Genomic DNA, 22,026 nt, shown 5'->3' with positions numbered 1-22,026 from the left:
GGACGAGATGGACATCGTGAGGGCGCTCGCCGACGCCGAGCGTCGGCCGTTCTGGCTCCAGGACGAAGCACACCCCGCCGCCGAGCCCGCGTTGCAGGAAGCACTGACGTGCGACCTGGCCGTCATCGGCGGCGGCTACAGCGGGCTCTGGACGGCCCTGCTCGCCAAGGAGCGCGACCCGTCCCTGGACGTGGTCGTGCTGGAGGCCGGCCGGATCGGCGCCGCCGCGTCCGGGCGCAACGGCGGGTTCTGCTCGGCCAGCCTCACGCACGGCCTGGAGAACGGCGCGGGACGCTGGCCGGACGACATGCCGGTCCTCGAACGCCTCGGCCGCGACAACCTCGCCGCCATCGGCGCCACCCTGGCGCGGTACGGGATCGACGCCGAGTGGGAGCTCACCGGCGAGATGGACGTCGCGACCGGGGAATGGCAGGTCCCCGCGCTCGAAGAGGCCGCGGCGACGGCGGCCGGGCTCGGCTGGAAGCCCGTCCTCCTGGACCGGGACGCCGTCCGTGCCGAGGTCGACTCACCGACCTACCACGCGGGCCTGTGGAACCCGGCCTCCACAGCGATGGTGCATCCCGCCAAGCTCGCCTGGGGCCTCGCGGACGCGTGCCGGTCTCTCGGCGTCCGCGTCCATGAGGGCACCCGCGTCACGGGTGTGCGCTCCGAGGGGCGCATGCTCCGCCTGACGACCCCCAACGGCGCGACGGTCACCGCCCGCCGGGTCGCGCTCGGCACCGGCGCGTTCCCGCCGCTGGTGAAGCGGCTCCGCAACTTCGTCGTCCCCGTGTACGACTACGCCCTGATGACCGAGCCGCTCACCGCCGCCCAGCGCGACGCCATCGGCTGGCGGCACCGCCAGGGCATCGGTGACAGCGCCAACCAGTTCCACTACTACCGGCTCACCGCCGACGACCGGATCCTGTGGGGCGGCTACGACGCCGTCTACCACTACGGCAACGGCATGAAGCCGGCGCTGGAGGACCGTCCCGCCACGTTCGAGACGCTCGCGCGGCACTTCTTCGAGACGTTCCCCCAGCTCGAAGGGATCCGCTTCACCAACGCCTGGGGCGGTGTCATCGACACGTGCAGCCGCTTCTGTGCGTTCTTCGGGACCGCTTACGGCGGCAGGCTCGCCTACGCCGCCGGCTACACCGGCCTGGGCGTCGGAGCCACCCGCTTCGGCGCGGACGTCATGCTCGACCTCCTGCGCGTCGGCCTCGCGCCCGGCGAGGAGACCGAGCGGACGCGGCTGGCGATGGTGCGGTCCAAGCCCGTCCCGTTCCCGCCGGAGCCGCTCCGGTACGGCGTCATCGAGCTGACCCGCCGCGAGATCGCCCGCGCCGACCGCAACGCCGGCCGCCGCGGCCTCTGGCTCCGCACCCTCGACCGCCTGGGCCTCGGCTTCGACTCCTGACGACCGCCGGCAGGCGGCAGGCGGCGGCCGGACGTGGCGCCGGGCCGGACGCGGCGCCGGGCCGCTCAGTCGGGCGAGGCGTCGGTCGTGCCGAAGATGACGGAGGAGACCTCCAGGTAGAGCTGCTCCGGGTACGGCATGAAGTTGACGCTCTTCAGCCACTGCTTCTGGCCCGCGGACTCGGTGCGGAACTCCCCGTAGCCGAACAGGCGGCCGACCATGGACCGGTTCAGCGTGATGTCGGTGACCTTGGACAGCGGCATCATCACGACGTCCCGGTTGAGGACGCCCTTGACCACCATCACCCGGTGCTCGGTGACCAGGAAGAACTCCATCGACCAGGCGAGGACCTTCCAGGCGAGGTAGCCGACGGCGATCAGCCACAGCGCCCAGAGCCAGCCGATGCCGGTCCACGCGCTCGCGGCGCCGCACGCGATGAGCCCGGCGACGACGATCGCGGCGGGCGGGAGCAGGACGGCGGGATGCCGGCGCACCGCGATGACGCGTCCCTCGTAGGACATCAGGTACTTGTCGACGGTCCGCGACGAGGTGTCGCGGTGCACCATCATGTCCTGCAGATTCACGGCGGCGTCCTCGTCATGATCCGGGTGGTCCAACGGTAGCCGACGCGGTGCCGGGCGCGCAGCGGCGGCGCGGTAAGGGCTCTGGCCCCCCGAGAGGATCTTGTCGGCGGAAGCCGGCGCACCGGATGATGGTCGCCATGGAGTTCGCGCCGGACGTGACGGGACGGCCCATCTGGCGGCTGCTGCTGCGCGGCCTCGGCGTGTACCTGCCGGGCTGGGAGATGCCCGCGGGCGCGGTGCGGGTCCGGCACGGGACGGCGGCGGCCGGCGGGTTCGGCCCGCCCGCCTACCTGACGGGCGACGCCGGGTTCGGGGTCCAGGTGCCCGACCGCCGGCGCGGCCTCGAACCGGACCGGGAGATCTACGTGCGCGGCCGGGAGAACCCGAGCTTCGGCATCGTCGCCGCGGGCCCGGCCGCGGCGATCGGGAGCCGGGTCGTGGACGCGGGCGCGCTGATGCGGTTCGCGCGGCGGCTGACGTTCGACGAGCTGTTCGACACCGGCGACGCCGACTCCGTCCCGTACGCGGTGCGCGGCGCGCGGGCGGTGGAGAACGTGGTGTTCCTCGACCGCGCGGCGGGGATCGGGCTGTGCGCTGAGGTCGATCCGCTGACCCGCACCGCCGCGTGCCCTCTGTACGTGCGCCTCGGCGGCCCCGCGGAGCGGACGGTGCGCGTCTACGGCGCCCCGCCCTACGGGGCGGACCAGGCGGTGAGGTCCCAGAGCTGATGGGACGGCAGCCGCCGCAGCCGGACGGTCGCGGCGGCCGGGTCCCAGAAGACCTCGTCGCTCTCCAGCTCCAGCGACTGCGCGGCCGTCAGCACGGCGCACAGCAGCTCGTCCCGCGTCCGGACGGCGAGCAGCGGGCCGATCTGCGCGACGGCGCCCGAGCTCTCCGCTAGCGTCCGCAGCAGCGATTTCAGGGCCGCCTCGTCCTCGGGCGGGCGGGGCGGCTCCACGCCCGCGGGGACGCCGGGCTCGACCCGCGCGAGCCCGCGCCGGGACTCGTGGGCGCCGTTGTGCGGCAGGTCGGCGCCGGTGGAGATGAGCAGCGCGCTGAACACGCCGGCGAGGTCCTCGGAGGCGTGTCCGCCGAGGAAGTAGCGGCGGCGCTCCGGCCCGCCGGGCGCGGTGCCGTTCGCGCCCTCGGCGGTGCGGAACCGGACGTTCAGCCGGCTCGCGCGCACGCACCGCTCGTACATCTCGGTGAGGATGTCCTCCAGCTGGTCGTCGCGGGTCCACAGCCGCCCGGTGGCGGTGACGGCGTCGCCGTGGGCGCGGGGGCGGCCGGTGAGCGCTGCGGTGACGGTGTCGTCCAGCTCGCCCTCGGTGAACTGCAGCAGCTCGGCGACGACGTCCTCGACGCCCTCCAGGGTGCGGGTGAGGGTGCGCTGCAGCTCCAGGATCTCCGCGCCGCCGCGCTCGATGTCGGCGAGCCGGTCCAGGGCCGCGTCGACCTTCCCGGACGCCGACTCGCCGTGCGCCTTGGTGACGGCGCGCACCGAGGTCTCGACCTCGCCGAGCTTGCGGCGCAGCGCGGCCAGCGTGACCCGCTGCTGCTCCAGCTCGCGCAGCCGGCCCGCCTGCGCGCGCAGGTAGTCGTCGGCCTGGTGGACGAGGCCCGCCAGCTCCTCCACCTGCCCGGTGTTCTGCCGGAGCCGGCCGTCGAGCGCGGGCAGCACGTCCTGCTTGACCCGCGACAGCTCGGCGGTGAGCTGCTCGCCCACCGTGACCAGCACGTTGTTCTGCTTGGTGACCTGGTCGTTCAGCTCGTCGATCCGGCGGGTGAACGCGTTGGCCTGGTCCCGGCTCTGCTTGCCGGCGTAGAGCTCGAACGCGGCCACCACGACGCACATCACCACCAGGATGACCGTCGTCATGGTGCTCCTCGGGGGGGGGTGACGGTGATTGCCGGGCCGGGTTTTGATCGCGACCATAACTTACGATCACGCGCGCCGACCGGAACTTACGCAACCGACTGATCTCTATGACCGGACGGTGGTGACAACCCCGCTTCACGGCGTGCCGCGAGCGGCTCCGTGCTATCAGCGGCCCGTGCCCCGGCCCGCTCAGACGCAGCCCTCGAACTGCGGGACGGTCGTGGTGATCTTCAGCCCGGAGGTGCCGAACCACCGCGTCAGCAGGCGCGCCGCCGTGCCGTCCTGGTACATCCCCGTGATCGCCTTGTTCACCGCCTCGCAGCCGTCCACGTCGCTCTTGCGGATGCCGACGCCGTACGGCTCGTCGGTGAACGGCGCGTTGACGACCGTGAGCTTGTGGCCGCTTTCGGACGCTTTGCCCGCCAGGCCCGCGAGGATCAGGTCGTCGGTGGAGACCGCGTCCAGCCGGTTCTCGACGAGGTCGGTGAGGCAGTCGGAGTAGCCGTCCTCCTCGACCGGGAGCGCGGCGACGCCCTGCTCGTCGTGGATGCGCGGGAACGACACCGACCCGCGCACCTTGCACAGCCGCCGTCCTTGCAGGTCGTGAATGTTCCGGACCTTCCGGGCGTCGGCGGCGCGGACGAGGATGTCCTGGTGCGCGACGTAGTACGGGCCCGCGAACGAGACCTTCACCTTGCGCTCCGGGGTGACGGAGTAGCTCGCCACCACCAGGTCGACGTCGCCGTGCTGGAGCATGTCCTCGCGCGTCGCCGAGGACACCGGCTTGAACCGCACGCCCGGCCCGCGGACGCCGAGGCGCTCGGCGATCTCCTTGGCGATGTCGATGTCGAAGCCCTCGTAGGCGCCGCCGTCGGTGCGCATGCCGACGCCGGGCTGGTCGCCGTTGACGCCGATGACGAGCGCGTCCTTGTCGGCGACCGACACCTCCCCGGCGTCCGCGACGCCGCACGCCGCGCCCGCGCCGAGGACCGCCAGCGCGGCGAAGGCGGCCGCCGCGAGGCGCCGCGCCCTCACTTCGACCACCGGTACTCCGCCAGCCGGGGCCGCACCCCGGCGAGCATCAGCAGGGCGATGGCCACACCCGCGATCGGCAGCACGGCGTACCAGCCGCTCGTCCCGCCGTCGCCGTCCTTCACGGCCTCGTCGAACGCGTCCTGGTGGATGCCGCTCAGCTGCTGCAGGGCGCGGTCGTACTGGGTGTAGTCGGCGGCGGCGGTGCCGCGCGCCGCGACGGCCTGGTCGCGCTGGTCGGCCTTGACGAGGTCGCGCATCCGCCGGTCGTTGGCCTGGACCTTCTGGTACGCGCCCAGGGCCTTGTTCATGACGTCCACCAGCCGCGCCTTCTGCTCGGCGGACTCCGCCGGACGGTTGGCCTCGGTGCCGAGGAAGCCGAGGAACGGCGCCCGTCCGGGCTCGAACGACAGGCCCTTCTGCACGGCCGCGTTGTACTGCGTCAGGTTGCCCGCCTTCAGATAGAGGACGGTCTGGGACTTGCTCAGGTACACCTGCTCGTAGGCGTCGGCGCGTCCGGGGTCCAGCAGGAACCGGGTCTCGTCGGCGTTCGCGCTGTTGCTGATGGCACGCGTCCGCGACAGCGCCAGGATCGAGTCGAAGCCCTCTTCCTTGGCCTTGCGCAGATGGTCGGCCTGGCCGGTCAGCATCAGGGCGCCCGCCGCGACCAGGACCAGCGTCCCGAGCGTGGCGACCGCCAGCGGCACGTTCAGCAGGCGGCGGAAGCGCCTGGCCAGGTACACCTGGAGGCCCGCCAGGGTCGCCAGCAGCACCACGCCCGCGACGAGCAGGCCCGTGCGGCCCGTGAGCACCGCCGACCGCTTGTCCTCGTAGGTGTGCCGGACGAGGGTCCCGTTGTCGAGCGTCAGGTTGTACGCCTTGGGCAGCAGGTCGAGCTTCATCAGGTCGGTCGCCTGCCGGTACAGGTCGATGACCTGCTGCGAGGGCGGCCCGGACGCGTGCGGGGTCTGCCGGTCGAGCAGCAGCGCCTGCCCGGCGAGGCGCTCGTAGCGGCCGAGCGCGTCCAGCAGGTCGCGGGCGGTGTTGTTCTCGGTGGTCTCGTCGGCGAGCTTGGCGGCCTTCAGCAGCGCGTCCCCGGCCTTCTGCCGGTTGTCGTCGTAGCGCTTGAGGGCCTGGTCGCGCCCGCCGCCCGGCGCGTTGCCGATCAGCAGCGCGTTCGCGAGCTGCGCGTCCATGTCGCTGAGCTGGAGGTACAGGTCGCCGGTGGCGACGACCTGCGGGCCGGCGTCGTGCCCGATGACCCGCACGCCCTCGCGGGCGTTCGCGATCGCCGCCCAGCCGATGCCGAGCAGGGCCACCAGCAGCACGAGCGACAGCGCGGTCAGCGTCCGGACGCGGGCGGCGACCGTGCGCGGGAGCAGCCGCGCGACCCCGGTGGGCGGGGCGTCGTCCACCCGCGCGAGCCGCCCGCCGGCGGGGCCCTGCCGGGCCGGCGGGGACGCCTGCGCGGAGGGGGCGGGCGTCCCCGCCGGGGGAGCCTGCTGCACGGCCGTCATGTCGCCTCGCCTCGGATGAGCGTGATGGTGGTCCAGGCGCCCACGTGGATGCGGTCGCCGTCGGCGACGGGGACCTCCACGTTGTACGGGATGGGCTCGGTGGACCCGTTGACGCAGGTCCGGTTGGTGGAGCCGGGGTCGACCAGCGTCCAGGTGCCGTCCGGCTTGGCCAGCAGCACGGCGTGGACGTGGGAGACGCCGGGGTCCTCGGGCGGCTCGCGCAGGTCGATCTCGGGCGGGGACGGCCGGGACGAGCTGCGCCGCCCGATCCGGACCTCCCGCCCGGCCAGCGGGATCCGCCGCTCGGGCGCGTACGGGGGGAACGACAGCGACGCCGAGTCGGGCCCCTCCTCGGCGATCACCGTGTTGAAGTACTCGCGGTCGGCCGTCACCACCGCCGTCCAGACCGCTCCGGGCACGGGCGGCTGCGGGACGGGCGGCACCGGCACTGGCGGCGCCGGGACCGGCGGGGACGGCAGCGGCGGCGCGGGCGGCGGCTCGGACGGCCCGCGGTGCGGCGGGGCGGGCGGGGGCGTGAACGGCTGCGTCGGCGGCCCCGGCGGGGTGGGCTGCGCGGGGGCCGTCCGCGGCGTGGGCAGGCCGCCGCCGGTCGCGAAGTCGTAGCCGCACATCTCGCAGAAGCGGTCGATGCTGGGCGTCCCGCAGTCGGGGCAGGGCGTGCCGCCGGCCGGCTGCGGCTGCGGCTGCGGCTGCGGCGCCGCGCCGCCCGCGGCCCCGCCGGCCGGGGCGGACGAGCCGCCGCCCATGTGCTCGCCGCAGACGTCGCAGTAGTCCGCCGACTGGGAGACGTGTCCGCTGGGGCAGCTCGGCATGCTCAGCCCTCGCCCCGCCGGGTGGTCACGGTCTCGTCCTTGCGGGTCCGGACCGTCTTGGTGGACCGGGTCTCGATCTCCATCTCGGCGACCTTGTCGATGTTGCGCTTCAGCCGGACGGTGCCGGTCGCCGGGTCGACGACGTCCACGACGCGGCGCAGCATCGAGGTGATCGCGTCGTTGCCCGCCTCGTCGGCCAGCACCACGGCGCGGCCGAGCCGCGCGGTCGCGGTGTCGAGGTCGCCGTCCCGGCGGGCCTGCAGCCCCTCCTGGATGGCGGCGGCCAGCTCGGCCTGCCCGGTGTAGTGCGCCACCCGCTCGTTGATCTTGGTGGACTGGGCCTCGTCGTCCGTCCACTGGGCGAGAACGTTCCCGGACGCGAGGACCTGCGCCTCCTCGCCCGGCCCGCCCGGCACGACGAGCCGCACCCACGCGGCGCGCAGCTCCTTGCCGCCGACCTGGCCGGGGGTGACCTCCACGCAGATGTGGTAGTCGCGGCTCTCCGCGCCCCACGCGCCGAGCGGGTAGTCGCCCGCCTGCGGCGCCGAGTCGACGCGCTTGGCGGTGAGATCCTCCACCGAGGGCATCACCTGCTTGACGAACCGGAGCGTCGCCGTCTGCGGCGTCCACACCCGCAGCGCGACGTCGGCGACGGACTTGCCCATCGCGGCCTCCGTCATCGCGCGGAAGTCGGCGACGAGCCCGGCCGGGTCGGCGACGATGTCGACGCTGCCGAGCATCGCGGAGGCGACCTTGCGCAGCTCCGCGACCTCCCAGTCGGTGCCGACGCCGCGGCAGTCGCAGACGAACCGGCCGCCGCAGGCCGCGAGCGCGGCGTCCAGCTCCTCGGCCGTCTCGTGCTGGTTCTTGCCGTCGGTCAGCAGGATCGCGTGCCGGATCCCGCCCGGCACCGTGTCGAACAGCTGGCTCGCGAGCCGCAGCCACGACCCGATGGCGGTGCCGCCGGACGCGGTCAGCCGGCCCAGCACCTGCTTGGCCTCGCCGCGGGTCTCCGGGCTCGCCGCGACCAGCCCTGGATGCTTCGGGAAGATCATCTTGGCCGTGTTGGACCCGGAGACGACCGCGAACTCCACGCCGTCGCGCAGCGTGTCGATCGCGACCTGCGCCGCCGCGACGGCCGCGCGCAGCTTGGTGTCGGGGTAGGACATCGAGCCCGAGGTGTCGATGATGATCACCTCGGACGCGCGGGCGGTGGAGGGGACGGGCACGCCGTCCGCGGCGGCCGCCTCGACGGACACGATGGCGTGGACCTCGCGTCCGCCCTCGGGCAGGTACCGGTTCTGGTCGATCTTGACGGTGAACTGCGGGTGCTCGCTCATCGGGGCTGCTCCGTGCTCGGCGGTTCCGTGCTGCGCGGTGTGTCGCGGCTCTGGGCGGTGGGACTGGGGTCGGCGGGGGAGGCGGGGGCAGCGGGGGACGGGAGCGGGATCACGGCGACGGTGATGTTGTCGCGGCCGCCGGCGTCGAGGGCGTGCTGGACGAGCGCCTTGGCCGTGCCGAGCGGGTCCGCGGTCGGGTCGTGCGCGCCGCCGCCCGCCGCGCCGTTGGAGGCGCCGGCGAGGAGCGCGGCCAGGTCGCCGGCCGCCGGGAAGTAGTTCCACAGGCCGTCGCTGCAGACCAGCAGCGTGCCGGGGCCCGCGGGGCGGAACGTCGCCACGTGCGGCTGGACCTCGCCGGCGTCCACGCCGAGCCACGCGGTGATGACGTGCGCGTTCGGGTGCGCCTCGGCCTCCGCCTCCGTCAGCGAGCCCTCGGCGACCATGAAGGCCGCCCACGAGTCGTCCTCGGTGAGCCGCCGGGAGGCGCCCAGCTCGGCGAGGTCGCCGGTGCTGACCTCGGCGGCGTCGGGTGCGTCCGGGGTGTCCCCGGCGCCGGCGCCGGGCGCCGGTTCCCGCGATCCGTTCTCGCCCGGCTCGGCGGTGCCGTCCGCCGACAGCCAGTAGGCCCGGCTGTCGCCGATCCAGCCGACGGTGACGGTCGCGCCGCGCGTCACCGCGGACACGTAGGTGCAGGACGGCGCGTCCGCCGGGGAGGTGGCGAGCGCCGCGACGGCCGCCGCCGCGCGCAGCGCCGCGTGCCGGGTGGCGTCCTCGGGGTCCTCGCCGGCGTCGAGCCGCGCCACCAGTTCGGCGGCGCCGGTGTCGGCGGCGGTGCGGGAGGCGTCCTCGGGGCGCTGGGAGGAGCCGACGCCGTCGGACACGACCGCGGCGACCCCGGCGGCGTGTGCGGCGAGGGCGAGCGCGTCCTCGTTGCGGCTGTAGCGGCGGCCCCGGTCGCTGGCGCCCGCCGCCACCGCGGGCCGGCCGCCGGGGGCGGGCAGCTCCAGCTCGACGTGGTCGCGCTCGGCGGGCTGGCGCAGCCCGCAGTGCTCGCAGTAGCCGTCGGCGTCGATGGCCGTCCGGCCGCAGCCGGTGCACGGGCGGGCCGCGGGCTCCGGCTCCGGGGCGGCGGCCGGGGGCGGCGGCGCGTCGGTCAGCCGGTGCCCGCACTCCTCGCAGTAGACCTCCTCCGCGTACACGATCTCGCCGCAGGCGGGGCAGGACAGCTCCGCGGCCTTCGCGTGCTCGGCGGCGGCGTGCTCGCCGGCGGTCCGGTCGTCGGTCACAGCAGCGTCCTCGGGCGTACGGCGTTGGCGGAGTCGACGAGCCGGCGGCACTCGTCCCGGTCGCGGGTGCGGCGCGCCAGCTCCCGGTACGTCGCCTCCAGCAGGCGGCGCAGCGCGGTCTCGGTGAGCGGCGCGCCGAGCAGGGACCCGCCCTGCGCGCCGCCCGTCCCGGAACCGGAGAGGAGCCAGTCGAGCGCGGCCTCCAGCACCTCGGCGGCGAGCCGGTCGCGGCGCTCGGCGTCCAGGTCGAGGGCGGCGAGCCGGTTCCCGGCGGCGACCAGCTCGGCCGCCGACAGCTCCGCGGGCGGCCGGCCGCGCACCGCCGTGGCGACCGCCGCCACCTGCGCGGGCACGTACCGGATGGAGATCTTCGGGACGGAGTCGAGCGCGGCGGCGGCCGCGGCCCGGTCGCCGGCCGCCAGATGCACGCGCGCCAGGCCGAACGCGGCGTTGAGATAGCTCTGGTCGGTGCGCCACACCGTCTCGTACAGGCGGACGGAGTCGGCGGGCGCCGAGAGCTCCTTGCAGTACGCCAGCGCCAGCTTGGGCGCCGCCTCGCCGGGCAGCAGCCCGTACAGCCGGTCGAACAGCGGCTCGGCCTCCGCCACCCGGCCCCGCGCGAGCAGCGCGACCGCGCGGTACCAGAAGGTCCGCCAGTCGCCGGGGCGCTCGGCGTCCAGCTCGTCGAGCAGCGCGTCGGCCTCGTCGACCGCGCCGAGCTCGATCTTCACCCGGGCGAGCGCGAGCCGCACCTCGGGGGTGCGCGCGGGCGCGTTCGCCGCCGCCTCCGCGACCTGCGCGGGCTCCAGCGCCGACAGCCCCGACACGAACCCGGCGGCGGGGTCGGACCCGTCCACCAGCGGGACGGGCAGCGCCGCCGCGGCCACCTCCGGCGGGACGGGCGGCAGCGCGTGGGCGTCCGCCGCGCCGCCCGCGATCCGGCCCGTGAACCGCTCCGGGCCGAACAGCCCGGACGGGGCGGGCCGCGGGGTGCCGTCCTCGGCGGCGAGGACCTCCCGCAGCACGCCGGTGAGCTGCTCGGCCATCTCCGCCGCGTCCTGGAACCGCTCGTCCGGCTCGCGGTGCGTCGCGCGCAGCAGGAACCGGTGGAACGACTCGAACCGCTGGAACACCGGGACCTCGGAGGCGGGCGGCAGCGAGTCGACGTACGTCCGGGTGTAGCCCCGGAACGGGAAGCTCAGCACGGCGAGCGCGCGGCCGACCGTGTAGAGGTCGGAGGAGATGGACGGCCCGTCGTCGGCGATCTCCGGCGCCTGGTAGCCGACCGTGCCCCAGATGGCGCCGTCCGGGTCGTCCAGCCGCCGGACGCCGCCGAGGTCGATCAGCCGCAGCTGCTCCTCGGACTGGATCACGTTGTCCGGCTTGAAGTCGCAGTACAGCAGGCCCTGCGCGTGCAGGTAGTCGAACGCGCGCAGCGCCTCCAGACCGTAGGCGATGGCCTGCGCGAGCGGGAGGTGCTTCTCGCCCGGCTGCTGCGGCTGCCGCAGCAGGATGTCCTTGACCGACTCGCCGCCGACGTACTCCATGACGATGTAGCCGTCGCCGTCGTGCTGCACGAAGTTGTAGATCTTGACGATGTTGGGGTGCTCGACCTCGGCGAGGTAGGCCCGCTCGGCCGCGGCGGCGGCCATCGCGTCGGCGTCGCCGCTGTCCAGCAGGCCCTTCAGCACCACCCAGCGGTCGCTGACGTTGCGGTCCTTGGCCAGGTAGATCCAGCCGAGGCCGCCGTGGGCGAGGCAGCCCAGCACGTCGTACTGCCCGCCGACCAGGTCGCCGGGGTTGAGCTTCGGGGTGTAGGAGAAGCGGGTGCCGCACTTCGGGCAGAACCCCTCGGTGCGGCCGGGCCGGTCGCCGCGCCCCCGGCCGACGGGCTCGCCGCAGCTGCTGCAGTACCGCTTGGTCTCGGCGACCTGCGGGTCGCTCATCACCGCGCTGGACGGGTCCCGGTAGGGGACGCGCGGCACCTCGACCAGCCCGGCGCCGAGCATGCCCCGGCGGCCGGACGAGCGCGACGACCCGGTGCGGGTGCTGCCCGTCCTGGTGCTGCCCGTCCTGGTGCTGCCCGTGCGGCCGCCGGCGCTGCCCCCCGCGACGAGGGAGGTGTGCGCGGGCGGCGAGCCGCAGACGTCGCAGTAGCCGTCCATGATCGTCCCGCCGCAGCCGGCCTGGCCGCACGCGTCGTCGGGCCGCTCGGCCGCCGGGCGGGGCGCGGGCACCGCCGGCGCCGGGCTCGCGGGCGGGCTGCCGCAGACGTCGCAGTAGCCGTCGACGATCGTCCCGCCGCAGCCCGGCTGCGCGCACCCGCCGGCCGCGGACGGCGGGGGAGTCGGGGGCGGGGCCGGGGTTCCGGGCGAGGCTGCCACGCCGCATAGGACGCAGTAGCCGCCGTCGACGGTTCCGCCGCAGCCCGGCTCGGTGCACTGGCTCATCGTTCCGCTCCCTTCGCCCGCGACATGATGGCCCGCTGGTATCCGGACAGCGACACGGTCGCCTTCCGCAGATCGCAGGGGGAGGTCCACAGCAGCTCGCGGGCCTGCTCGTAGACGCGGGCGAGTTCGGCGTCCTCGGCGTGGCCGAGCCGCGCGGCCTTCACCCGGTAGGCCTCCAGCCGGCCGCGCAGCTCCTCGCGGCGGTCCAGCAGCCCGCGGATCACGCCGGTGGTCTCGCGCGCCCGCTCCAGCGCCGCCGCGGCGGCGCGCTCCAGGTCGGCGATCCGCTCGGCCAGCCGGTGCCAGCCGCCGCGCGGCGGCGCGCCGACGGCGGCGAGCCGGTCGGCGAGGACCGCCGCCGCCTCCGGCAGGTCCGGCAGCGCCGGGGAGGCGATCTTGACGAGCACCTCGTCGCGGACCGCGCGCGCCTCCGCCTCCGCTTCGCGCAGCCGCTCCACGGCGGCGGCGACGCCGCGGATCCGGTCGGCGAAGCCGTCGCGCAGCCGCTCCGCCTCCGCCAGCCCGCGCCGCACCCCGGCGAGGCCGGTGCGGATCGCGTCGAGCCGCGCCGTGTCGGCCCGCCCGTCCCGCGCCAGCGCCAGCGGGTCGCCGCGCACCACGGCCGCGGCCGACTCCAGCTCCGCGCGCAGCCGGTCGAACTCCGGGTCGGTCCCGCCGAGGGACTCCAGCAGCTCCGCGGCACCCCGCCGCTCCGCCTCGACCTCGGCGAGCCGGGACAGCAGCGTCGACCAGACCGTGTCGAGCGCGGCGACCGACCGCGCGATCTCCTCGTACAGCGCCGTCATCCGGTCGACCGCGGCCCGCAGCGTGAGCCGCTCGCCGGACGGGACGGCCAGCAGCGTCCGCCGCTCCAGCGGGACCTCGCGGACCGGCAGCTCCACCGACGGCCCGGTGAGCAGCCGGGTCAGCTCCGCGAGCTGCGCCTGCCCCGGCCGTCCGTGGCGGGCCCTCAGCTCCTCGGCCGCGTCGACGGCGCGCCCGTACAGGTCGAACAGCGTCCACAGGGACGCCGCGCGGGACTGGACGTCCGCCTGCACGCGCCGGGTCTCCCCGGTCAGGGCGGCGCCCTCCAGCAGCTGGTACCCCTGGTGGGCCTCCAGTTCGAGCAGCGCCGCGCCGATCCGCTCGCGCTCGTCCCGGAGCCGTGCCAGCGTCCGGTCGACCTCCTCGCGGCTCAGTGGGGGGCCGGTCACGCGCGCGTCACTCAACGCCGCTCCGCGGTTGAACCATGTTCGCCCCCGATTCCCCCGAATAGAGCACGTTGTGGAGCCTCAGTTTTCCGCATGCACGGCCGCCTTCTCAACCGGGCGGCGATCTTCGTTGCCGGTGCGTCACGCGACGCGATCCGGCCGTGCCCGAAGGCTCCAAAATGTCAGTGTTCGAACGTATGATCGAACCATGGCGAACGTTGCGACGCACCCCCAGACCGCGCCCACCGCGCCGGCCCCGCTCACCGCGGCCGAGATCGCCGCCCTCGCGCTGTCCCTCGCGCACCTCGGCACCGGCCCGCAGGCCACGACCGCGCGCCGGGCCCTGCACACCCTCCTCGACGCCACCCCCCACGACGACGTCGTCACCACCACCCTCGCCACCCTCACCGCGCCCCTGGACGCCTCCACCTCCGACCGCGCCCGGGTGATCGCCGCCGCCGTCACCGACCACCGCGTCGTCCGGCTCTGCTACGGCGACGCGGGCGCCAACGTCACGATCCGCGAGGTCGAGCCCGTCACCTGCCTGGTCCACCGCGACCACTGGTACCTCGTCGGCTGGTGCCGGATGCGGCGCGGCGTCCGCGCCTTCCGCTTCGACCGGATCCTCGCCGTCGAGTCCACCGGCCTGCGCGCCCGCCCCCGCCGCGCCGACCGCTACCTGCCCTTCCAGCGCAGGGCGTCCTGACCCCCGGGCGGCGGGTCCGCGACCTCCCCCTGCCGCGCACCCGCCGCCCGGTTCCCGCCCCGGTCAGACGGCCACGGTGCGGTCAGACGGTCACGGTGCGGTCCGCGGCGGCCGCCACCACGGCGGGGACGTCGTGGGTGCGGGTGTGGACGTCGCGCTGGAAGCGGGCGCCGTTGCCGCGTTCCAGCAGGCTGGGCAGCAGCCGGGTGACGGCGCCGAGGTCGCCGGCGCGGTCCAGGGCCGGGGCCACGTGGTCGAGCAGGGCGTCCACGACGGCGGTCGCGGGGGCCGCGCGGCCGGTGCACGGGTGGACGAGGTCGGCCCGCAGGCCCGACCGCCCGGCCCGCCACATCGCGAGGCGCATCAGGTCGGCCCGCACCGGGGCGGGCGGCTCGCCGCGGCGCCAGGCGCGGGCGGCGGTGTCGACCAGCGCCCGGACGAACGCGGCGATCAGCACGGCGTCGTCGGCGTCCAGGCACACGTCCGGCACCCGGACCTCCACGGTCGGGTAGTGCCGCGACAGCCGGGCGTCGAAGTAGACCATGCCCTCGTCCACGAGGGCGCCGGTGGCGAGCAGCGCGTCCACCGTGGCCCGGTACGCGGCGGCGGAGCCGAACAGCTCGGTGGGGCCGCTGGACGGCCACCGGCTCCACACCTGGTGCCGCCAGCTGTCGTAGCCGGTGTCGGTGCCCTGCCAGAACGGGGAGTTGCCGCTGAGCGCGAGCAGCGGGGGCAGCCACGGCCGGATCCGGTCCAGGACGGCGACGCCCTCCTCCGGGGAGTCGATGCCCACGTGCACGTGGCAGCCGCAGGTGAGCTGCTCGCCCGCGGCGGGCCCGTAGGCGTCCAGCATCCGCAGGTAGCGGTGCGACGGGGTGGGCGACGGCCGGACGCTGACCGGCGACGTGGCGAGGGCGGCGACGGCGACGCCGACCCCGGCCGCCGACTTGGCCGCCGCGAGCCGCGCCGTCCGCACGTGCTCGGACAGCTCGCCGAGCGAGGTGCAGACCGGCGTGGCGGTCTCCAGCTGCTCGCGCTGCAGCTCGGTCTCCAGCGACTTCGACCGCCGCCCGCCGGTGAGGAACAGCTCGTCGTGCCGCCGGGCGTAGCGGATGACGGAACCGGAGGCTGCCTGCGGCGCACCGCTCGCCGGGTCGACGAGGAGCAGCTCCTCCTCCACCCCGAACGTGCGCGGACCCGTGTGCACTGTCACCAGGATGTCCTTCCCGGGAGTGCAGGGTTGTACGTCCCCGGAGGCAATCCTCCTGGTCGGAGGTCCGTGCCTACAATGCGCCCCGCACTTGACCTGACGCTTGGTCGAAAGTTGGTGGTATGTCCTATCTCGTCGGCCAGTGGGGCCTCGGCGCCGTCGGCACGCGGACGCTCCGGGCCCTGATCGAGCACCCCGACCTCGAACTCGCCGGCGTCGTGTCGGACGATCCCCGCCATAGCGGGATGGATGCCGCCGAACTGGCCGGAACCGGACGCTCCCTGGGGGTGCCGGTCACCGCCGACCCCGCCGGGCTCCTCGACCGCCGGCCCCGGGTCGTGTGCTTCACCGGGGGCTCCGCCGGCGACCTGTGCCGCGTGCTGGCGGCGGGCGCCGGCGTGGTCACGCACGTCCTGCCCGCCCTGGCGGACCCGCCGTCCGCCGATCCCGCGCTGGTCCGGCGGCTCCGCGCGGCGTGCGCCACCGGCGGCGCCGGCTGCCTCGCCGTGGCGCCCGGCGCGGTGCACGACGTGCTGCCGCTGCTGCTCAGCGGCGGCTGCCGGCGGATCGAGTCGATCACGATCACCGAGTTCCGGGGCGCGGCCGGCCCGCGGGCCGGGTTCGGGGAGCCGATCGGGCGCCGCCCGCCGCTCGTGCGGCCGGGCGCGCCGGCCCGGCGCTGGGGCCCGGTCGTGCGGCTCCTCGCCCGGCACCTCGCCGTCCCGCTGGACGACCTGACCGAGACCTACGAGACGTGCCCGGCGCCCGAGGCGATCGACGTGCCGGGCGGGCGGATCGAGAAGGGCACCCTGGCCGGCCTGCGGTTCCAGGTGGCGGGGGTGCTGCGCGGCCGGACCGTGATCACGGTGGAGCGCGTGCTGCGGGCGCGCCCGGACCTCGCCCCGCACTGGCCCGCCCCGCCGCCCGGCGCGGCCCGCGGCCACCGCGTCGAGATCGCGGGCGAGCCCGCCGTGCGGCTGGACCTCGCCGGCGCCGACGGCCCCGACGCCACCGCGCTGCGCATGGTGAACGCCGTCCCGGCGGTCGCCGAGGCGCCGCCCGGCCTGCACACGCCGCTCACCCTGCCGCTGGTCACGGGGCGGCGGCTGCTCCGCTGAGCCAGCCGGCGAGCAGCGTCCCGGTCTCCTCCAGGCGGTCGACGTAGAGCATGTGCCCGGCGTCGATCTCGCTGATCGCGAGGCGCGGGCCGAGCGCGGTGCGGCAGTCCACCACGAACTCGGGGCGGACGAGGTCGGCCCGCGCCGCGATGACCAGATGGGTGGGCATGTCCGGCGGCGGCGTCAGATGGGGCCGGGCCATCTCCGAGTACGCCGTCACCACCGCCGCCGGCTCGAACCGCCAGCGCAGCCGCCCGTCCGGGGTGGGTTCGAGGTGGTCGGCGACCTCGTCGTCCACGGCCTCGGGCGGCGACTCCGACCAGCGCGCCGCCCGGTAGGCGCGGGCCGCCGCGACGTCGCCGAACGACACCGGGGCCAGGTACCCGCGGGCCTGCCGCGCCGCCTCGTCCGGGGCCAGCCCGATCGCCGGGTCGAGCAGCAGCAGCCGCCGGACGCGGCGCGGCGCCGTCCGCGCCAGGTGCAGCGCGATCATCCCGCCGTAGGAGTGCCCGACGAGGTCGGCCCGCTCGACGCCCTCCGCGTCCAGCAGGGCCAGGACGTCCGCCACGTGCCGCTCGACCGTCCAGGGCGGCTCGTGCGGCGACCGGCCGTGCCCCCGCAGGTCGGGCGCCAGGACGGACCGGTCGGCCAGGTACGCCTCCGCCGTCCGCCGCCACCGCGCCCCATGCCCCGTGACACCGTGCAGCAGCACGACGGGCGCTCCCGCCGGGTCTCCATATCGATGCACATGCAACGCCGCGTCCGTCATGGAGTGAAGCGTATGCGCGGGCGGGACGTCCCGGACGTCCTTCACCGGTCACGCGCCACCGGACACACGGCACCGGTCAGGGACGCTCCCACCGCACGGAGCTCAGCGCCAGCAGCGCGACGTGGAACGACACGCACGACTCCACGTCGTCGAGATCGGCGTCGAGGACCCGCTCGATGCGCCGCAGCCGCTCGTAGAAGGCGGGACGGGACAGATGGGCCTGCTGCGCCGCGACGGCCTTGTTGCGCCCCGATTCGAGGTACAGCTCCAGGATCCGGGTGAGGTCGCTGCCGCGCTGGGCGTCGTACTCCAGCAGCGGCCCCAGCTCGCGCTCGACGAACGTCTGGACGCGGGCGTCGTCGCGGAGCAGGTGCAGCAGGCCGCGCAGGCGCAGGTCGGGGAGCCGGTAGAACAGCCGGGCGCCGGAGCCCCGGGCGGCGACGCCGGCGACCTGTTCGGCCTCCAGGAACGAGCGGCGCACGTCGGCGATCGTCTCCACCACCGACCCGGCCGCCATCACCGTGTCCGCGGACCGCTTGCGGACGCCGGTGGCGACCTCGGTGAGCGCCGTCTCCACGTCCGCGCGGGCGGGCAGCGAGGCGAGCACGCCGACGCGGGCGTGCGGGCCGCCCTCGTCCAGCACGCCGACCAGCGCGGCGAGCCGGGCGTCCCGGCAGGCCGCGGCGGCCGTCTCGGCGAGCGCGGACAGCTCCCCGACCGGCGGCGCGGGCGTGCCGGGGCCGCGGTGCCGGAGCACCACGCCGAGCAGCCGGCGGCCGGACAGCGGCACGCCGAGCGCGCGGGCGCGGGCGGCGGCCTCCTGCGGGTCGGAGTAGGCGTGCGCGAGGATCCGGGCGATGATCGTGCCGTGCGCCTGCCGCTCGACGCTCTCGGCGTGCCGGTCCAGCAGCCGGCCGAGCGCGAGCGTGGTGGCGGCCCGCTCGACCAGCACGGTGTCGCGCGGCGACGGCGGCGCGCCGAGGTCGATGATCAGCCGCCCCCAGTCCTCGCCGCGGGCGCCGACCATCGTGACCAGCCAGCCGGACACCGGATCGTAGCCGGTGCGGCGGCCGGGCCGCACGGCCCGCGACCGGGTCTCCCACGCCGACAGCAGCTCGGCCGGGTCGGTGCCGCCGGCGTCGGCGGCGAGCACCTGGTGGGCGAGGTTCTCCAGCACGACCGGGTGCCCGCCGAGCGCGGCGACCTGCCGGACGACCTCCTCGGTGGAGGCGCCCTCGACCGACAGCTGGGTGAAGATCTCGTGCAGCCGCTCGGAGGCGCGCAGCTCGGCGAACTGCTCCCGGACGATCCGCGCGTGCACCGCCTCGGTGATGTCCACGAACGCGGGCTCGTGCGCGAGGACGATCACCGGGAGTCCGTGGTCCTCGGCGGCGGCGGTCAGCGCCGGCGGCAGCACGGTGGCGTAGCGCCGGCCCAGCTCGATCATCAGCCCGCTGACCCCGACCTCGGCGAGGTCGGCGATGTAGGCGCGCAGCCGCTCCGGCTCGTCCGGCAGCGCGATCCCGGTGGTGAGCACCAGTTCGCCGCCGTGCAGCAGGTGCGCGATGTCGGTGACCTCGGCGACGTGCACCCACCGGACGCGGTTGGAGGTGCGGTCCGCGCCCGCGACGACGCGCGGCTGGCCGCGGCGCACCGCGTCGAGCTGGAGGACGTCGTCGACGGTGGGCAGCATCGCCGCATGATATCCGGCGCCCTGCCGGCGGAGATGATCACATCGTCCCAGGGTGCCGGCCGCCAGCAGACCGTTAACGGGAGGCGCCCGGTCCTGACACTCTGGGGGTGGCCCGGACGGTGCGGGCCGCCGAGACTTGTGCCATGTCGGAACACGCGAACCTGCTCCGGCGCCACAGGGCGGTCATGCCGTCCTGGATGGCGCTCAACTACACGGACCCCATCGAGATCGTCGGCGGCAAGGGCGCCCGCGTGACCGACGCCGAGGGGAACGGCTACCTCGACTTCTTCACCGGCATCCTCACGAACATGCTCGGCTACGACGTCCCCGAGGTGCGGGACGCGGTGGAGCGGCAGCTCGCCACCGGCGTCGTGCACACCTCCACCGCCTACCTGCTGCGCGGCCAGGTCGAGCTGGCCGAGAAGATCGCCCGGCTGTCCGGCATCCCGGACGCGAAGGTGTTCTTCGCCAACTCCGGGACGGAGGCCAACGAGACGGCGCTGCTGCTGGCCGCGTACGCGCGGCGCAGCGACCAGGTGCTGGCGATGCGGCAGAGCTACCACGGCCGGTCGTTCGCGGCGGCGGGCGTCACCGGCAACCGCGCCTGGCGGAACCTGTCGTTCTCGCCGCTGGACGTGCACTTCCTGCACGGCGCCGACCGGCACCTCCCGCAGTTCGCCGGCATGTCCGACGCGCAGTACATCGACGCGTGCACGGCGGACCTGCGGCACGTGCTCGCGACCGCGACCGGCGGGGACGTCGCCGCGCTCATCGCCGAGCCGGTCCAGGGCGTCGGCGGGTTCACGATGCCGCCGGACGGCCTGTTCGCCGCCTACAAGAGCGTCCTGGACGAGTACGGCATCCTGTTCGTCTCCGACGAGGTCCAGACCGGGTGGGGGCGGACGGGCGAGAGCTTCTGGGGCATCGGGAACCACGGCGTCACCCCGGACATGATGACGTTCGCCAAGGGCCTCGGGAACGGCTTCGCGGTCGGCGGCGTCGTCGCGCGCGGCGACCTGATGGACGCGCTGCCCGCGCTCGGCATCTCCACCTTCGGCGGCAACCCGGTCTCGATGGCCGCGGCGAACGCGACGCTCGACTACCTGCTCGACCACGACCTCCAGGCCAACGCGGCGCGGCAGGGCGCGACGCTCATCGGCGGGCTGCGCGGCGCCGCCGGGCGGCTGCCGGTCGTCCGGGACGTGCGGGGCAAGGGCCTGATGTTCGCGGTCGAGCTGGCCGACCCGCGCACCGGCGAGCCGAGCCCGCCGCTCGCCGCCGCGCTGATGGAGGCGGCCCGCGCGCGGGGGCTGCTGATCGGCAAGGGCGGCCTGTACGGCAACGTGGTGCGCATGGCGCCGCCGATGACCCTGACCGACGCCGAGGCGGCCGAGGGGCTCGGCATCCTGATCGCGTCTCTGGAAGCCGTCAACGAGGAAGCCGCGTCATGACCGACAAGCGCGTCACGCACTGGATCGGCGGCAAGCCGTTCATCGGGGAGTCCGCACGGCGCGGCGAGATCTACGAGCCCGCGTCGGGACGCCTCGCCGGGACGGTCGACTTCGCCGGCCGGGACGAGGTCGACGCGGCCGTGGCCGCCGCAAAGGCGGCGTTCCCGGGCTGGCGGGACGCCTCGCTCTCCCAGCGCACCCGGGTGCTGTTCCGGTTCCGCGAGCTGGTCGCGGCGCACCGGGACGAGCTGGCCCGGCTGATCTCCGCCGAGCACGGCAAGGTGGTCTTGGACGCGGCGGGCGAGGTGGCCCGCGGCCTGGAGGTCGTCGAGTTCGCCTGCGGCATCCCGCACCTGCTCAAGGGCGGGTTCTCCGAGAACGTCTCCACGCGGGTGGACGCGTACTCGATCCTGCAGCCGCTCGGCGTGGCCGCCGGGATCACCCCGTTCAACTTCCCGGCGATGGTGCCGATGTGGATGTTCCCGGTGGCGATCGCGTGCGGGAACACGTTCGTGCTGAAGCCGTCGGAGAAGGACCCGTCGGCGTCGGTCCGGCTGGCGGAGCTGTGGGCCGAGGCGGGCCTGCCGGACGGGGTGTTCAACGTCGTCCACGGCGACAAGGCCGCGGTGGACGGGCTGCTGCGCCATCCCGACGTCAAGGCGGTCAGCTTCGTCGGCTCCACCCCGATCGCCCGGTCCATCTACGCGACGGCCGCCGCGAACGGCAAGCGGGTGCAGGCGCTCGGCGGCGCGAAGAACCACATGCTGGTCCTGCCGGACGCCGACCTCGACCTCGCCGCCGACGCCGCCGTGTCCGCCGGGTTCGGGTCGGCGGGGGAGCGGTGCATGGCGATCTCCGTCGTGGTCGCCGTCGACCCGGTCGGCGACGAGCTGATGGCCAAGATCCGGGAGCGGGTCGCCGGGCTGAAGGTCGGTCCCGGTGACCACCCGGACGCGGAGATGGGGCCGCTCGTCACGCGCGCGCACCGCGACAAGGTGGCGTCCTACCTGGACTCCGGTGTCGCACAGGGCGCCGTCCTCGCGATCGACGGGCGCGACGCGGACGTCCTCGGCGGCGCGGGCGGCGGGTTCTGGCTCGGGCCGAGCGTCCTCGACCACGTCACCCCGGAGATGAACGCCTACAAGGACGAGATCTTCGGCCCGGTGCTGGCGGTCGTGCGAGCCGGCTCCTACGACGCGGCCATGGAGCTGATCTCCGCCAACCCGTACGGCAACGGCACGGCGATCTTCACCAACGACGGCGGGGCGGCGCGCCGCTTCCAGAACGAGGTGGAGGTCGGCATGGTCGGCGTGAACGTGCCGATCCCGGTGCCGATGGCGTACTACTCCTTCGGCGGCTGGAAGGACTCGCTGTTCGGCGACAGCCACGCCCACGGCATGGAGGGCGTGCACTTCTACACCCGCACGAAGGCCGTCACCGCGCGATGGCTCGATCCGTCCCATGGCGGAGTGAACCTCGGATTCCCCACCAACGGGTGACATATCGGACGTACGGCCGGCCGCCCCC

At 75.2% G+C, this 22,026-nt stretch carries 18 protein-coding genes; 6 read left to right on the top strand and 12 right to left on the bottom strand.

All coding sequences use genetic code 11. The features are described 5' to 3' along the window. Positions 1-7: 7 nt before the first annotated feature. Positions 8-1,420, top strand: a complete 1,413-nt coding sequence (locus ACGFI1_RS04490; protein ID WP_392782841.1) for an NAD(P)/FAD-dependent oxidoreductase — start codon at positions 8-10, stop codon at positions 1,418-1,420. Between the two features lie 65 nt (positions 1,421-1,485). On the opposite strand, the gene ACGFI1_RS04485 is transcribed toward ACGFI1_RS04490, so the two are convergent. Next, entirely contained in the window at positions 1,486-2,004 is a 519-nt protein-coding gene (locus ACGFI1_RS04485; RefSeq protein ID WP_301175645.1) for a PH domain-containing protein, read from the bottom strand. A 137-nt stretch (positions 2,005-2,141) separates the two neighbouring features. Between ACGFI1_RS04485 and ACGFI1_RS04480 the strand changes: the two genes are divergently transcribed. Further along, entirely contained in the window at positions 2,142-2,732 is a 591-nt protein-coding gene (locus ACGFI1_RS04480) for a hypothetical protein (protein ID WP_240808487.1), read from the top strand. Here ACGFI1_RS04480 and ACGFI1_RS04475 read toward each other — a convergent pair. The 8 genes from ACGFI1_RS04475 to ACGFI1_RS04440 all read right to left on the bottom strand — a co-directional run bounded on the left by ACGFI1_RS04475 (position 2,696) and on the right by ACGFI1_RS04440 (position 13,570). Next, positions 2,696-3,883 carry a hypothetical protein gene (locus ACGFI1_RS04475; RefSeq protein ID WP_301175644.1) on the bottom strand — a complete coding sequence of 396 codons (1,188 nt, stop codon included), beginning with the start codon at positions 3,881-3,883 and terminating at the stop codon, positions 2,696-2,698. The two genes, ACGFI1_RS04480 and ACGFI1_RS04475, sit on opposite strands and share 37 nt — an antisense overlap. A gap of 189 nt (positions 3,884-4,072) precedes the next feature. Continuing rightward, positions 4,073-4,927, bottom strand: a complete 855-nt coding sequence (locus ACGFI1_RS04470) for a glutamate ABC transporter substrate-binding protein (RefSeq protein ID WP_386867275.1) — start codon at positions 4,925-4,927, stop codon at positions 4,073-4,075. After that, positions 4,915-6,432: a hypothetical protein gene (locus ACGFI1_RS04465; RefSeq protein ID WP_392782832.1), complete on the bottom strand. Its 1,518-nt coding sequence runs from the start codon at positions 6,430-6,432 to the stop codon at positions 4,915-4,917. Before ACGFI1_RS04465 ends, ACGFI1_RS04470 begins: the two co-directional genes overlap by 13 nt. Then, positions 6,429-7,265: an FHA domain-containing protein gene (locus ACGFI1_RS04460; RefSeq protein WP_392782829.1), complete on the bottom strand. Its 837-nt coding sequence runs from the start codon at positions 7,263-7,265 to the stop codon at positions 6,429-6,431. Before ACGFI1_RS04460 ends, ACGFI1_RS04465 begins: the two co-directional genes overlap by 4 nt. Before the next feature lie 2 nt (positions 7,266-7,267). Beyond that, entirely contained in the window at positions 7,268-8,605 is a 1,338-nt protein-coding gene (locus ACGFI1_RS04455; RefSeq protein WP_301177590.1) for a VWA domain-containing protein, read from the bottom strand. Then, positions 8,602-9,891, bottom strand: coding sequence for a protein phosphatase 2C domain-containing protein (locus tag ACGFI1_RS04450; protein ID WP_392782827.1), 1,290 nt, complete (start codon positions 9,889-9,891; stop codon positions 8,602-8,604). The genes ACGFI1_RS04455 and ACGFI1_RS04450 overlap by 4 nt, the downstream gene beginning before the upstream one ends. Then, the gene (locus ACGFI1_RS04445; RefSeq protein ID WP_449201648.1) at positions 9,888-11,900 is read right to left on the bottom strand and encodes a tetratricopeptide repeat protein; all 2,013 of its coding nucleotides are present in this window, start codon (positions 11,898-11,900) and stop codon (positions 9,888-9,890) included. The genes ACGFI1_RS04450 and ACGFI1_RS04445 overlap by 4 nt, the downstream gene beginning before the upstream one ends. 437 nt (positions 11,901-12,337) lie before the next feature. Beyond that, a complete protein-coding gene (locus tag ACGFI1_RS04440) occupies positions 12,338-13,570 on the bottom strand; it encodes a hypothetical protein (RefSeq protein ID WP_392782821.1) in 1,233 nt (410 codons plus the stop codon). Positions 13,571-13,760: 190 nt separating this feature from the next. On the opposite strand from ACGFI1_RS04440, the gene ACGFI1_RS04435 reads away from it, so the two are divergent. Beyond that, positions 13,761-14,258 (top strand): helix-turn-helix transcriptional regulator, encoded by a 498-nt coding sequence (locus ACGFI1_RS04435; protein WP_386867261.1) that lies wholly within the window; start codon positions 13,761-13,763, stop codon positions 14,256-14,258. A gap of 82 nt (positions 14,259-14,340) precedes the next feature. On the opposite strand, the gene ACGFI1_RS04430 is transcribed toward ACGFI1_RS04435, so the two are convergent. Then, positions 14,341-15,471, bottom strand: coding sequence for a carboxylate-amine ligase (locus ACGFI1_RS04430; protein WP_240807487.1), 1,131 nt, complete (start codon positions 15,469-15,471; stop codon positions 14,341-14,343). Between the two features lie 119 nt (positions 15,472-15,590). On the opposite strand from ACGFI1_RS04430, the gene ACGFI1_RS04425 reads away from it, so the two are divergent. Then, positions 15,591-16,586: an NAD(P)H-dependent amine dehydrogenase family protein gene (locus ACGFI1_RS04425; protein ID WP_392782817.1), complete on the top strand. Its 996-nt coding sequence runs from the start codon at positions 15,591-15,593 to the stop codon at positions 16,584-16,586. On the opposite strand, the gene ACGFI1_RS04420 is transcribed toward ACGFI1_RS04425, so the two are convergent. Both ACGFI1_RS04420 and ACGFI1_RS04415 read right to left on the bottom strand, forming a co-directional pair. Beyond that, positions 16,561-17,355: an alpha/beta fold hydrolase gene (locus ACGFI1_RS04420; RefSeq protein WP_392782814.1), complete on the bottom strand. Its 795-nt coding sequence runs from the start codon at positions 17,353-17,355 to the stop codon at positions 16,561-16,563. The two genes, ACGFI1_RS04425 and ACGFI1_RS04420, sit on opposite strands and share 26 nt — an antisense overlap. A gap of 76 nt (positions 17,356-17,431) precedes the next feature. Then, positions 17,432-19,048 carry a PucR family transcriptional regulator gene (locus tag ACGFI1_RS04415; protein ID WP_392782811.1) on the bottom strand — a complete coding sequence of 539 codons (1,617 nt, stop codon included), beginning with the start codon at positions 19,046-19,048 and terminating at the stop codon, positions 17,432-17,434. Between the two features lie 143 nt (positions 19,049-19,191). On the opposite strand from ACGFI1_RS04415, the gene ACGFI1_RS04410 reads away from it, so the two are divergent. Beyond that, a complete protein-coding gene (locus ACGFI1_RS04410; protein WP_392782808.1) occupies positions 19,192-20,499 on the top strand; it encodes an aspartate aminotransferase family protein in 1,308 nt (435 codons plus the stop codon). After that, positions 20,496-21,998: a CoA-acylating methylmalonate-semialdehyde dehydrogenase gene (locus ACGFI1_RS04405; RefSeq protein ID WP_392782805.1), complete on the top strand. Its 1,503-nt coding sequence runs from the start codon at positions 20,496-20,498 to the stop codon at positions 21,996-21,998. The genes ACGFI1_RS04410 and ACGFI1_RS04405 overlap by 4 nt, the downstream gene beginning before the upstream one ends. The last annotated feature ends 28 nt before the right edge of the window (positions 21,999-22,026 follow it).

This window comes from Actinomadura geliboluensis (genome assembly GCF_043197915.1).
GTDB classification, from domain to species: Bacteria; Actinomycetota; Actinomycetes; order Streptosporangiales; family Streptosporangiaceae; genus Spirillospora; species Spirillospora geliboluensis.
The sequence above is the reverse complement of the archived record's forward strand: the minus strand, read 5'-3'. Positions and strand labels throughout refer to the sequence as shown.